Origin of the sequence: Mycobacterium genavense ATCC 51234, from assembly GCF_000526915.1 — a bacterium.
Taxonomy (GTDB): domain Bacteria; phylum Actinomycetota; class Actinomycetes; order Mycobacteriales; family Mycobacteriaceae; genus Mycobacterium; species Mycobacterium genavense.
Genome location: NZ_JAGZ01000001.1, coordinates 117,631 through 131,226, shown reverse-complemented (window position 1 = coordinate 131,226; position 13,596 = coordinate 117,631). Strand labels below are relative to the sequence as shown.

At 66.9% G+C, this 13,596-nt stretch carries 5 protein-coding genes and 6 pseudogenes; 3 read left to right on the top strand and 8 right to left on the bottom strand.

Annotated features, from left to right (window positions below; all coding sequences use genetic code 11):
• Positions 1-32: 32 nt before the first annotated feature.
• The 3 pseudogenes from T428_RS24665 to T428_RS24655 form a co-directional block, all read right to left on the bottom strand.
• A pseudogene (locus T428_RS24665) lies at positions 33-358 on the bottom strand (STAS domain-containing protein).
• A pseudogene (locus T428_RS36275) lies at positions 301-2,907 on the bottom strand (SpoIIE family protein phosphatase). The pseudogenes T428_RS24665 and T428_RS36275 overlap by 58 nt, the downstream one beginning before the upstream one ends.
• 160 nt (positions 2,908-3,067) lie before the next feature.
• Positions 3,068-4,707 (bottom strand): annotated as a pseudogene (locus tag T428_RS24655) (GMC family oxidoreductase).
• 173 nt (positions 4,708-4,880) lie between these two features.
• On the opposite strand from T428_RS24655, the pseudogene T428_RS24650 reads away from it, so the two are divergent.
• Positions 4,881-5,542 (top strand): annotated as a pseudogene (locus tag T428_RS24650) (biliverdin-producing heme oxygenase).
• Between the two features lie 14 nt (positions 5,543-5,556).
• Here T428_RS24650 and T428_RS35590 read toward each other — a convergent pair.
• The 3 genes and pseudogenes from T428_RS35590 to T428_RS0100545 form a co-directional block, all read right to left on the bottom strand.
• Positions 5,557-7,832 (bottom strand): annotated as a pseudogene (locus T428_RS35590) (SpoIIE family protein phosphatase).
• A gap of 581 nt (positions 7,833-8,413) precedes the next feature.
• Positions 8,414-9,174: pseudogene (locus T428_RS24640) on the bottom strand (SDR family NAD(P)-dependent oxidoreductase).
• Positions 9,175-9,248: 74 nt separating this feature from the next.
• Complete coding sequence (locus T428_RS0100545; protein ID WP_025734957.1) at positions 9,249-9,548, bottom strand: hypothetical protein; 300 nt, start codon at positions 9,546-9,548, stop codon at positions 9,249-9,251.
• 223 nt (positions 9,549-9,771) lie between these two features.
• On the opposite strand from T428_RS0100545, the gene T428_RS0100540 reads away from it, so the two are divergent.
• Complete coding sequence (locus T428_RS0100540; RefSeq protein WP_025734956.1) at positions 9,772-10,323, top strand: hypothetical protein; 552 nt, start codon at positions 9,772-9,774, stop codon at positions 10,321-10,323.
• A gap of 22 nt (positions 10,324-10,345) precedes the next feature.
• On the opposite strand, the gene T428_RS0100535 is transcribed toward T428_RS0100540, so the two are convergent.
• On the bottom strand, positions 10,346-11,524 hold the full coding sequence (locus tag T428_RS0100535; protein WP_025734955.1) for a serine hydrolase domain-containing protein: 1,179 nt from the start codon (positions 11,522-11,524) through the stop codon (positions 10,346-10,348).
• Positions 11,521-12,981 (bottom strand): biotin carboxylase, encoded by a 1,461-nt coding sequence (locus T428_RS0100530; protein WP_025734954.1) that lies wholly within the window; start codon positions 12,979-12,981, stop codon positions 11,521-11,523. Before T428_RS0100530 ends, T428_RS0100535 begins: the two co-directional genes overlap by 4 nt.
• 306 nt (positions 12,982-13,287) lie before the next feature.
• On the opposite strand from T428_RS0100530, the gene T428_RS0100525 reads away from it, so the two are divergent.
• Positions 13,288-13,491, top strand: a complete 204-nt coding sequence (locus tag T428_RS0100525) for a hypothetical protein (protein WP_025734953.1) — start codon at positions 13,288-13,290, stop codon at positions 13,489-13,491.
• The last annotated feature ends 105 nt before the right edge of the window (positions 13,492-13,596 follow it).

The window sequence follows — 13,596 nt, the reverse complement described above, 5'->3', positions numbered from 1 at the left end:
GATCTCACACCCTAAATGCAAATCGCACCGCGTCAATCTTGCGCTGCGGGCGGCGCGGCTTCGACGGTGGCCAATTCGGTCAGACGCTGGCGGTGAAGCTGCGCATCAGCAGCGGGTGGGCAATGACGTGTATCTGGTCGGCACGCGCGAAGAGGGCATTGATGGCGGCGCTGTCGCGATATTCCACCTGGCTGAGGTCGACGATGAGCGCCGTTGCGCTGCCCGCAGCCTCGGCCGTGGCCGTGGCGAGCGCCTGGTCGAATGCCTCGATGTTGCTCGGGTCGATTTCACCCGTTGCGGTCAGCGCGAGTTTGCCGTCGCCGCGGCGCACGGTCTCGAGGGTGAGCGAGGTGGCCACCAGGTGATCCTTACCGATAGCTGCACCGTTGTTCCGCCGACGTCGGGGTTGATCGTGACGTCGTGCATGAGTCCTCGCATCAGGGCGATGCCGCGACCACGATGTGGTTGGCCTCCGGCTGCGGCGGTTGCCAGGAGCCGGTGTCGGTGATGGTCAACTGCACCTCGTCGACGAGCGCGGTCGCGTCCAGCGCAATGGTGCCCGCACGCCGGTGGCGGTGACCGTGCTCGATGGCGTTGGCGACAGCTTCGCCGGCGGCAATGAACACGTTCATGCTCTGCTCGGGGCCCACGCGCGCTCTGGTCAACCAGTTACGCAGGGCCGTGCGGGCCGGGCCGAGGTGGCTGGCGTCCGCGGGAAACTCCAGCTCCAGCGGAGCGGGATGGCGGTAGAGTAACAGCGCGACGTCGTCCTGATAGCCGCCGGTTGGCGCGACGCGGGACATCACCCGGTCCGCCAGGTCCTCCAGCGATGAACCGACCCCGTCCGCGACGAGGCTCACGGCCCGGGCGATGCCCTCATCCAGTGACCTGCGTCGGCGTTCGACCAAACCATCGGTGTAGAGCAGCAGTGTCGAGTGCGCCGGGATGACGACGCGGGCTTCGGGGCGGTCGCGATGGAGGCGCACTCCCAACGCAATGGTGTGGCCGTCCTCGAGCATCTGGGTCGTTCCGTCGGCGTGGACGACGATCGGCGGCGGGTTTCCGACGCTGGAATACACCAGCTCGCCCGTGTCGGGATTGAGCACGGCGTAGACCGCGGGGTGGTGCACAGCGCCCCGGGCAACTTCGCGGCGAAGCGGTCCAGGCCCTTGAGGGCGGCCGCCGGGCTGGATTGTCGAACAACAATGCCCGGCAGGCGCTGCGCACCTGCCCCATGACGGTGGCGGCGGCCAGGCCGTGACCGACACAGTCGCCGACCAGCAACGCGATGCGCCCGTCGTCCAGGTCGGCGACGTCGTACCAGTCACCCCCAACTTGCAGCGGACGGGCGGCCGCTTGGTAGCGCACCGCAAAACCGTGCGGCAGATCAGACGGGCCCAGGATGGCATGTTGCAGGGCCAGGGCGGTCTCACGCTGCTGGTCGACCTGATAAACCCGTTGCAGGCCCTGGCCGAGCCGGGCCGCCAACACGGTGAGCAAGGTTTGGTCCTCGAGGGTGAAGGGCCGTCGTTCGGACAGATCGATCCACACGACGAGCACGCCCTCGGGATGCTGCAGGGCGATGGCCGCCGTTCCCGGCCTGGTCGTGTTGGGGGTAAGCAGGCCGCCTTCGCGTAACGACTCGAGCAGTTCTCGGGTCGCGGGTGAAAGGTCGGCCCACTGCGCGGACTCGCCGACCGAGACCAGTTCCGGTGTGTCGGAAGTGGTTTCGACGGCGGAACGCTGAGTGGGTAACGTGACGGCCAGGACGCGGCGGGCCCGCCAGAGTCGACGCAGTTCCTCGGCGGCGGCCAGCACCGCCTCATCCACGCTGTCGGCCTGGGCGAGTTGCTGGTTGAGCGCGTGTTCGCGCCCTGCCGTCAGCGCCAAGGCGATTGCGGCTTGACCCGCGAAATCGCTGACCAGGTCCAGGTAACCGACGTCGAAGGCCGGCAGCTGCGGGTCGCGTGCCACGGCGATCACGCCCAGCACCGCCTCGTCGGCGATCAGCGGGATCACGATGGCGGTGCGTTCGCCGACGTCGGTGAAGCCCTCGATCGGATATTGGAAGGAGTCGGTGATCAGCGGCAGGCCGCGTCGCGCCACGCCGCCCGTGGTGGAACCGTCCATCGGTACTTGTCGACCGATCACCTGCGAGGCGTATCGGCCCGCGGTCGCCGCCACGACCAGCGTGTCGGCCTTGCCGTGCGGCCGGTCGGGCTCGCGGGGCACCAGCAGAATGGCCTGCTCCGCGTCGGCCAACTCCAGTGCCCGATTCACGATGAGCTGCAGCGGTCCCGTCTGTGGGTCACCGGACAACAGCGCGGTGGTGATCTCGCGACTGGCCTTCGTCCACCGCGCCGACTCGCGTTCCCGCTCGAAGAGCCGCGCGTTGTCGATGGCGGCCGCCGCCGCCGTGGCCAAGGCGCGCACCTCGCTCTCGTGGCTGTCGGTGAACACTCGTTCCGGCCGATCGTCGGCGAGGTAAAGGGTGCCGAAGTCGGCCGCCCGAACCGTAATCGGTATCGCGAGTAACGCCCGAATGGGTGGGCCACCGGCGGCGACCGCGACGGCCTGCGGGTGGGCGGCCAAATCGTCGACTCGGATTCCGTCACCCACCGGCAGATCGCCGAGCCGCCGCGCGGTGGCGTCGTCGAGTTCCCCGGTCACGAACGATGCCAAGGCGCCATCGGAGCCGCGAATACCCAGCGCCCCGTACCGGGCGCCGGTCAATTCCATCGCCGCGCTGACAATGCGACGCAACGTCACATCCAGGTCCAGGTCAGAACCGATTTCGACGATGACCCGGACCAGCTGTGCCATCTGATCGCGAGCAGCCAGCAGCTCGTCAAGTTGCTCGCGCACCCGGCTCATCGGCTCGCGCCCGGCGGCATCGGGTTCACCCATAGACACCAAGCTAGTGGGTATAGACACCAAGCTAGTGGGTCATGGTCGGCCACCTTGCCGTTTGGGTAGCGCAAGCGTCACCTAGGGGCGCGGCGGCCCGGCCGATTCGGCGAACGGCATTTCATCGTGCGTGCGGTCGCCCGAGTGCGCGCGATCCGTGTCAGAGGCTGTGGTGGTCGCGCAGGGTCTGGCCGGCACGCTCGCCGATGATGACGCACGGGGCCATCGTGTTGCCGGTGGTGACACGCGGCATGATGGATCCGTCGGCGACCCGAAGGTTATGTACGCCATAGACTTTCAACGAACTGTCGACCACCGACATACTGTCGGTCCCCATCTTGGCGGTGCCCGTTTGGTGGTGGTACGTGGTGACCTCGTTGCGGATAAACGACTCGAATGCAACGGCATTGATGTCACCCGGCATCACTTCTCGCCTGCTGAAACGGCGCAGCGGGGCTAATTTCCGATCTCGCGACACAGCCGCATGCAGGCCATCGCGGATTTCATGTCGTCGGGGTGGGACATCAGGTTGGCCTGGATCTGTAGCGGATCGAGCGGATCGGGTCACGTCAGGCAGATACGTCCACGGTTCTTGGGGCGCACCACGGCACCGAGCATCGCCCAACCTGCCTCCGGCAGACCGTATTTCGCGGCGTGTCCTCGACTCGAGTAGGGAAACTCGAGTTGGTAGGCCTGAAGGTCGAGGGTGTCCAAGTCCGGATCGCTCTTGGCAAATACCGTCAGCTCACAGCCGCTGTTGCGCCACGGCGACCGTTCTCGGGATTCCCAGACGCACGCAAACCCGGGGTGGTCCTGCAGGTTTCGCCCGACTCCCTGCAGATGCTGCACGACGTTGATCCGATGTCGCCGCAGCTCGGTGCCGTCGCCGATGCCGGATTGCATCAACATCTTGGGGGTGTGGATAGCCCCCAACGACAGCACCACTTCGGATCCCGCCCCGACGCGGTGCAGGCTGCCGTTGTGGACGAATTCCACGCCGCTGGCGGCCCGCTCGCCGGCGTGGGTGTCGAAGGTCACCCGCGTCACCAGCGCGCCGCTAAGGACGGTCACATTGGGCCGATCCATCAACGGGAAAAGGTAAGAGCGAAAGACCGATTGACGGGCTCCACCGCGGATGCGCAGATCCACGATCGAGGCGCCGCCGTCGCCTTCCATCAAACTGCCGTTTTGGTTGTCGAAGGTCGGGATACCGAGCAGATCGGCGGCCGCAAGGCCGGCCTTCGCGAGTGGGCTTGGGTCCCTGGCGGATTCGACATGCACGGGCCCTCCGGTGCCGCGATGTTCGGGATCTGGGACGCCATGCCAGTCCTCGATGGCCCGGTAGATCGCGAGCACCGATTCGTAGTTCCACCGCTGGTCCTTGGCTTCGGCGGCGAAATAGTCCCAGTCGTTCTTGTGTCCGCGCGCCCACACCATGACGCTGATGCTCGATCCCCCGCCCAGGACCTTGCCCATGGAGTACGGGATCGCGCGCCCGTTGAGGTGGCAACTGGGTTCTGCGGTGAAATTCCAGTCGCGCTCGCTGCCCAGGTTGGCCAGCCACATCTCCGGCCTGGTCGTTTCGGGCGCCTCGTCGGAGCCGCCGGCTTCGAGCACCAGCACGGTCACCTCGGGATTTTCGGCCAGCCGACGTGCCACCACTGATCCCAAAGAGCCGGACCCGCACACGATGAAGTCGTATTGCGCCTTGATCTTAGCCCCTAGGGCTTGCTGGTTGCGCCGGACTCGCTGGGCGAATTCCGCTGCGGAAAAACCTGTCTGGAAGCACGGTGAACTCATAAGTCATGGCTACCGCTCCGGTGCCGTGGCTCGCGACAATCGGACCGGCATAACGCGTTAGCTGGACAGAAAGTTTCGCTAAGCGGATAGCTGCCCGTCGCCACGATCAAATCACGCCGTGCTAGGAGGATCAGCCTCCCACCCGGGCAGCGGCCTCGATAGCATCCGAGGCGATGACTTCCCAAGACGTTGAGAAGCCGGCTCAGACCAGCCGGCCGCTCTCCGTCGCCATGAAGGAAGGCTCGGCCGAAGAACACGCCCGCGCAGAGCAGTCGCCGTTCGTGACGGAGTTGCTCGCAGGACGGGTCAACAATCGCGGGTATGCCGACTACCTACTTCGGCTGCGTGTCATCTATGCCGCCCTGGAGAACGCCGTCCGGTCTCGTCGCGACGATCCCATGGTGGCCGCGGTGTACGACCCGCTGCTGGAGCGGCTACCGGCCATCGAAGCCGACCTCAAGCATTGGAACACGCACGGCAGCAACGAGATACAGTCGCCCGCCGCGGAGGCTTACCGTGCACGCATCGCTGCGGCCTCGTGGGGCGGCGCGCTGGTCGCCCACCACTACACCCGCTATCTCGGCGACCTCTCCGGCGGGCAGGCCATCGGCAAGGTCCTCAACCGCACGTTTGCGCCCGGGGGCGCCGGGCTGGCGATGTCCGATTCCCCCTACGCGCCAAACCTTTCAAAGACCGCTATCGAGCTCGCCTCGATGCGTTGGGGCTGGGCCCCGACGCGGTTCGCCGGGCAGTCGAGGAGGTCAAGGTCGCGTTCGGCCTCAACCAGGCCGTGTTCGACGAGCTATCGGACAACCTTCCGGCATATCGGCAGTAGCCGACGCGACAGGGTCAGGGCCGCCAGAGCGCGATGATCGTGACGTCGTCGTCGACATTCCCCGAGTCCATCGCAGTCCAGATCCTCGACGCCGGTGCATCACCCGCGCGGTCCAGGGTTTCGGCCAGCCGGGCGAGCCCGTCGTCGATCACCTCGCCGCGGCGCTCCACCAGGCCGTCGGAGTACATGACCAGCCCCTGGCCGGGCTCGACGGTGAACCCGCTCGGGGTGTACGACACGCCACGGATGCCGATCGGCGGCGAAAGCTCCACCGGCGCGGAAACGGCCGTCGGGTTCGTCAGGTACGGGATCAGATGGCCGGCACACGCCGCCTCCACCAGCCCCGCGACGAGGTCGACCCGCACGGCGATGACCGTGGCGAACGCACCGGGCAGCATGTGCACACAGAAGTCGTTGAGCTGGTGTAGCGCCTCGGCCGGGGTGGCCCCGGCGAACAGCTGGGCGCGCAGTGCGTTTCGCAATTGCGCCATCGTCCCGGCCGCCGTGATGCCGTGCCCGGCGACGTCGCCGATCAGCAGGATCAACCGTCCGTCGCGCAGCTCGAATGCGTCGTACCAGTCGCCGCCGACGTTACCGCCCGCGGCCGGCTCGTAATACGCTGACAGCCGCCAGTTTTCGAGCACCGGGATCGACTCGGGAAACAGGCTGCGCTGCACCATCTCGGCCATCCGCAGTGCACCCCGGGTGCGGCGGTACAGCGACTCCACCAGGTGGCGTCGCAGCGCCGCGGCGGACTCCCGTTCGCTCTGTGTCCACGGCTCGCTGCGTTGGTGGACGATTTCGCGCCACCGGTCGAACGACTTGCGGGGGCTGAGCCGCACGTCGTCGCCCTCACCGACAGCGATCGCCTTGTTGTACGGGTCGCCACCCCAGTCCACCGACCGCAGCACCTCGCGCCGGAACCACACGGCGTACTGCCCGTCGGGCAGGTTGATCACCAGCGCGCCGGCGGCCTGCTGCGGGTCCAGCTCGAGCGCGGGCAACTCGCTGGACAGGCATTCGCTGCTGGCGATCGCGTCGTCGGCGCCGCGCGCCCAGTCGATGACCGCGGCCACCACCTGCAGCGACGGAACCGACCCACGGGTGCGGCGATCGCCCTGGATATTCACGACGACGCCCTCGGCCGGCACCAGGTCGAGCAAGTCGGGCGCCCCGAGCAGTACCGCGGTGAGGGACTCGGCGTCGTCGAGCGTCGCGGCGGTCAGCTTGCCCAGGACCGCCTGCGCGCCAGGCGCTTGTGCAGCCGTTCGTCCTCGAACCGGTCGACGAGCCGCAGCGACAGGGTCGAGCCGAGGAATTCGGCGGCCGCCCTGGTGCCGAACGGCGGCAGATGCGGACCGGCGTAGTGATGGCAGGCGATGAGCCCCCACAGCCGTCCCTCCCGCAGCAACGAGATCGACATCGATGCGTGCACGCCCATGTTCTGCAGGTACTCGACATGGATGGGCGAGACGCTGCGCAGCGTGGCGTAGGTGAGGTTTAGCGGCGCGCCGGTCTCCGGGTCGACGCTGGGCACCAGCGGTGTCGGCGCATAGTCGACATCGGAAATGAGCCGAATCCAGTTCTTCTCGTACAGGGCCCGCGCCTGCGCCGGGATGTCGGTGGACGGATAGTGAAGGCCCAGAAAGGAATTGAGGTCGTCGCGCTTGGATTCGGCGACAACCTCGCCGTTGTACTCCTCGTCGTAGCGGTACACCATCACCCGGTCGAAGCCGGTCAGATCGCGCACGGCACGCGCGGCGGTGGCGTACAACTCGGTCAGCGTGGCGGCGCGGTTCAAGTCCTCGACCGCCCCGCGCACCGCCTGGTAAGTGTTCGGGAACGAGAACGGCCGCTCGCCGTAGGCGATCTCGAGCTCCACCAACAGCACACCGTCCTGCTCACGGTGCAGGATCGCGTCGAACGCCCGCGGCTCGCCGGCCACGTCGATCATGAACTCGAGCGAATTGTGCTGACGCAGCGTGCCGAGACTCGAAGCCACCTGTTCGATGCGGGCCGCCTGCTGGTCGCCGATCAGGGCCGACAGGTGCTGACCCAGGACCGCGTCGACGGGGCAGCCGAGCAGATCGGCGACATTGGCGCTGACCTGGCGCACCTCGAATGCGGGCTCACGCACCACCGCGAGCACGCCGCGCGGCTGAATGCTGCCCGGGATGTGGATCGGATCGCGGGCGCAGTTGTCGAGGTCGATGGGTGTGCCCACCGGGACGAGATCGTCGATCTGCTGGCCTTCGGCTGCCAGCCGCGGAATCCGCGACTCGTCGGTCACGAGGGCGAGATGCTCACGGTCTGGCCGAGCACGCAATCTCCCGGAAAAGCATCCTTCGCGTAGTCCGGAAAAGGGGGCGACGGTCCGACCGTCTTCGACCAGGTTAGCGCCATTGACGCCAAGGTCAGCTACCGCATACCGAATGTCTGGGGAATGCCACTGTCGAAACTGACGTGTTCGCGGGCGTTGTCCCGACTGCTATCGAATTCGCGCGGGCTTTCGAACACCGCCGGATCACGATTGGCCCCGCCCAGATCGTCGGCTGCACCACCGGGTCGCAGCGCGCACCTCTGACTCTCGAACATGTCGAGGGTACGCGCCGACGAACGCCGATCAGCAGTCTTGGGGATCGCGCGAAGGGGGTAATCCGGTCGTCAGAGGAGGTTGCGATGACCAAGCATTCAGACACACCCGACAACGAACCCAAAGGTGGACGACCTGGCCCGACGGATCATGGCCGAGAGGGCGGAATGGCGACCCGTGAAAATGCGCCCGAACTCACCGAATCCGACCGCGGTCGTAAGCACACTGAACGCGATCAATAGCCTCGAACGTTGCTCCTGGCGTCGCCTTCCGCGCGATCAGACTTGGTTGAATCCGCCGTCGGCGGTCAGCGTCGACCCGGTGGTGAAGCTGGACAGGTCGCTGGCCAAAAATACTGCGGCATTGGCGATTTCGACGGGCTCGGCGAACCGGCCCAGCGGGATGGTGGCGACGCGGCCGGCGCGGAACTCTGCGATCGACGCGTCGGGATTGGTTTGGGCGGCCAGTGTGTCGCTTCCCGGGGTGGCGGTGGATCCGGCGACGAGGACGTTGACCCGGATGTTACGGTCGGCGAGTTCGCTGGCCCAGGTGCGGGCGAACGAACGGACCGCCGCTTTGCTGGCGGCGTAGACACTGAGCCCCGGACGGCCGCGGTCGGCGGTGGTGGATCCGGTAGGATGATCGAGGCGTTGTCGTTCAGCAGCGGCAGCGCTTTTTGAACCGTGTAGACCACACCCTTGACGTTGGTGGTCAACAGGGCATCGAGGTCGTCGCTGGTGATCTCACCCAGCCGCGAAACCCGGGTGGCTCCGGCGTTGGCCATGACGATGTCCAGGCCCTTGCCCGCCTCGGCGACCCTAGCGTAGAGCCGGTCGAGATCATCGGGCTTTCCGACGTCGCCGGCCACGGCGATGGCGCGAGAACCCAATTGCTGTGCCGCGGCGTCGAGTTCGGCTTGGCGCCGGCCAGTGATGAAGACCGTGTCGACGCCTTCGGCGATGAACCGCTCGGCGGTGGCCAAGCCGATACCCGAGTTGGCACCGGTAACGACGGCGGTCTTGTGGTCCAGCAGTCCCATCGAGGATCTCCTAAGGCGGCATCGCGTGCTCGCTGTTCAACGCCGACGCCGCTGCCGGTCTTCCCCGCCCGCGGCTACTCCGCGTCACCGATGGCAGCAAGGCGCGCGCTCACCCGGGCCAGCGCCTCGTCGAAGATCTCCACCTTTTCGCCGCGCTTTTCGTTGGCCGGCTGGGCGGAGCCGCGGGCAGCTGCGGCCTCCACCCGCGCCGCACCCTGACGACGCAACAGGCTGAAATTCTTTTCGCGTGCTTGCCGAAGCCGGCTCTGCAATTCCTTCAGCGACTTCTCGTCCATGCGGGTGAGGGCCTCGGGATGACTCTCACCGATCAACGAGCTTTCCTGCTGGGTCAGGTTCACCTGGTGGTTGCTCACCGTAGATTCATAGCCTGCACCGCACACGCGAGCGCGTCGAATCGCCAGAGGTCACGCCGAACCGTCACGCCCGGGTCACTTGACGTTCATCGTCGAGGACATGGAGTAGTGGATTACTCGTGCCGGCCCGCGGGAGCTGGCGTGACAATCCTTTGGCAATCACGACAAGCTCTGCAGCTGGAGGTAGGGCGATGCTAGGTATCGGTAATCACAACCGCACCGCGTGAGCGACGCGGTGTTGGTGGCCAAGATAACGGGGGTCTTCGGGGTCGGTGCGGCGATCATCGCCGCGGTCCCCAATCTGCTCAGCCGCCACACGCCGCCACCAGTGACGCCCCCGCTGCCGGCGCCGACGACCACCAGTTTGGCGAAACTGCCGGATAGCGGGCTCACGTTCAGCCCGCTCAAGAACGGGAAACTCATCGTGTCGGGCTCCGCCCAAAAAGACGTCCGCGGCGTGTATGTGGCGATAGGACCAAAGCCGTTGGGCGAGTACGACACCGGTTGCGGGAACGTCGCCCACGGCCGGTGGCAGGCTGTGGTCCTCACGGATGAGTCGTGGCCAAACTATCCGCTGACCACCGTCCCGGCTTACGGTTCATGTCCCAGTGCCGGCGGGGCGGCCGGCCTCGATTTCACTTTCACAAAGACCGGAACGACGACGACGTCACCGCCACCGCCGGGTCAGGTATTGGATTGCACGAGGCAAAACGGCCCCAGCTGCCTTACCGGTCCTGGTTTCGGGCCGCCGACGGTCTACCAGCCGAATCAATGAACGGACGTGCTATTCGGTTGCGCTAGCTATGGATTCCGCCCAGTTCGTGTACCACCGCGTCAAACGCGTGCAGCGTGTCCCACAACATCTGCGGGTCCCCGGCGTCCGGCTGGGTGGATAGCTTGGCCGCGACCAGCTCGGCTGCCCGGTTAACGTAGATCATCTGGCCGCACATGCCTTGACATAGCACGACGTTGTTGCCCGGGTAGGGAAACCACACCTGGTTACGGTACATGCCGCCGGGCATCTGGGTGTCGTCGGGACTGGCGGCAAACGCCTGACGGGAGTCCGGACCGCCGTCGAGCGTGTCGGCGATCCAGGCGGCCGGGACCACGTGCTGTCCGGTCAGCGAAACACCGTCATGCAGGTACAGCGATCCGAACCGGATCATATCGGTCAGGCAGGCGTTGATGCCGCCGTCGAAGAATCCGGTGCCGGCCGCGTCGACGGCGATGGTGGCATCGCATTGGGCACCGATGCGGCTCCACAACAGTTCCGACATCAGCTCGGGCATCCGCCGGCCACCGGCCGCCTCGCAGATCCAGCCGAGCACGTCGATTTCACACGAGCGGTATTCGAAGGGGCCGCCGTGCGGCGACTTCTGCTGCAGGGTCAGCAGGAAGTCACGCAGAGTGGCCGGGACGTCCGGGCTGCTGGTGGGTGCCCATCCCATCGCCTGGTCGAGGACGTGGATCTCCGCGGTCGGGTGAAGGTAGTTGTCCGAGAACGCAATACCCGAGCGCATGTCCAGCAGGTGGCGCACCGTCGCACCGGCGTAGCCGCAATTGGCCAGGGCCGGAACATATTTCGTCACCGGCGCGTCAAGCTCGATCGCACCTCCGGCGTGCAGCGCGCCCACCACGGCGCCCACCAGCGACTTGCTCACCGAGAACAGCAGGTGCCGGGTCGCTGCGCCCATGCCGTCGAGGTACTGCTCGGCCACCAGCGAGCCGCGCTGGGCGACGGCCCACCCGTCGGTGGCGGTGCCGGCCATCACCGCACCGACGGTGGTGGCGGCCCCCTCGGTGCTGGTCAGCCGGATCTCGGCGATCGGGGCGCGGGCCGCGGGCAGCGCCGCGACCGGTCCGGCCCCGCGCGAGATCACCGCGGTCGGCACGAAGTCTTCGATGTGCTGGAACGACCAATGCGCATACGGCGGCGACAGCCAGTTGTCCAGCGAGATACCGGCCGGGGGGCTCACGCTCGTGCGACGAGGCGCGACACGATGGGCGCGGCGGGCGTCAGCGGCGTCGAGGTGAACTTCGCCTTCATCCCCTTGACCCAACGTTGGCAGCGCTCGCTGAGCTTATAGTCGTCCGTCTGCAGGTGCGAACGGGTGACGAGCACGCCGAGTTGGGCGCCCTCGGAACGTAGGTCGCCGGGCGCCGCGACACGCATGTAGAAGGCCTCGGAGCCGTCGAGCAGCGTCGCCCAGTCGTTGGCGGTCCGGGAAAAGGAGACCCGGCCGTCGTCGTCGATGCGCCATATCCCGGTGCGCGGCGTAGCGGTGAAGATCTCGATGTCCGGCGAGGTTTCGGTGAGTATCACCTGGCCCCAGACCTCGTCTTCGCCGTAGCCCCGCTCCCAGCACGCGTTGATCTCGTCGATGTCCAGCTCGTAGTCCACGTCCATGTACTCGAGCAGGTGAAAGAGAAACAGCGGCATGTCGGCGTAGGCCTCGGTGGTCAAGTTCGTCATCGGGCTGGCACCGGACAGGCGCGGATTCACCTCGCCGAGGTAGAGCTCGTCGGAGTCGAGGTCGTGCAACAGGTCCACCTCGAAGTAGCCGAGGTAACCCTCGCGTCGCATGACGTCGCCCAGCTTCGTCACCATTTCCCGCGCGGCATGCGTCTGCGCGGGCGGCAGCACCTCGTGCCAAATGTCGTTGCCACACCAGCTACCCCGGCTCGGCGTCAGCTCCGAATAACCGACGAGGCTCGTCATCGCGGGGCCGACGACGGTGCCGTGGCGGGTGACGGCGCCCTCGAGGCATACCTCGACGTTGCGGATACGCTTCATGACTTTGAGGTCCTGCCCCACCAGGTCGCCAGCGTGCTGGTCCCAGTCGCGCTGACCATGCACGAAGAACGTCCCGCTGCCGGCATTGCCGTAGGCGATCGAGATGACGAGATCGTCTCCCAAGCCGGCGTCTTGGGCGAGCGCCAACAGTTCGTCATAGGAGCCCGCCCGCCCGATCCTGTTGGGCACGCTCGGGACGCCGGCCTCGTCGGCCAGGCGCGTCATGACGATCTTGGAGCCCAGCCGATTGCGCAGCTCGATCGGCGGATGCATGACCTCCAGGCCCGCCGAACGGGCGAGGGCCTGGATTTCCTCGTTCATCATCACAAAGCAGCACTTGCCACCGGGGCCTTTGCCCGCGATGAACTCGAGCGTCTCGGGGTCGGACAGCAGGTGGCTGCACACCTCGTCCATCGAGTCGAAATCACGGCGGTCGCGTCGCCTGGGCACGAACACGCGCGAGTGGGTGCCCTCGAAAGAGTCAAAGTAGGTCAGGTAGAAGAAGTTTCGTATCCAGCGGTCAACACCCAGCAGGTTGAACGGGGTCGGCGAGATAAAGAACAGCGGCACCTTGTTCGTGTGGAAGAACGCGCGCACGTCCGAGATTCCGTTCAGCTTGCGACGTGGCTCTGGCGGCATGCCCACAAGTGTGCCCCGACCCACGGATGTGCGCAGGATTTCCTGCTTCGTCGTCGAACTCAGGGCGAAAGCTGAACATGGCCGCCCGGTGGCCGCGGCGGCGGGGGCGACGGCGCCGGTGGGGGCGCCGGCGGTGGCGCCGCAGGTTCCTGCGGTTGCGGTGCGGGCCCCTGTGGTTGCGGTGCGGGCCCCTGTGGTTGCGGTGCGGGCCCCTGTGGTTGCGGTGCGGGCCCCTGCTGTTGCGGCGGCGGGGTCGCCGGCCGCTGCGCGCGGGGTGGCGGTGACGCAACAGGGGGCTCGAGCGGCTTGACCGTCGGCGCCGGGATGTCCGGCGGCGGATCGGGGGTGAGGTCGCCCAACGGGGCCGGGCCGATCATTGCGGCCAGCATCGGGCCGCCCGCGCTGGCCGACGTCACCGGTGCGGCACCGACGACGCTCGCGCCGCCAAGCACAGCGACGATCGCCGCGCACCACGCAGGTATTCGCCGGGTGCGGGCTGCCACCGGGTGAGACCGCGCAATCTCGCTCCGGTTGGATGCGGTCATACTGCTCCGCGACCGTCGCGCCCCAGTCTGCGGGTTCGCGCGAAAGTCGAGTGGTGAGTCACGATTCCGG

What these genes read in the sequence shown, in the direction of transcription:
- T428_RS0100530 (WP_025734954.1), bottom strand. Translation starts at nt 12,981, where the DNA reads ATGCCGCCAGAGCCACGTCGCAAGCTGAACGGAATCTCGGACGTGCGC.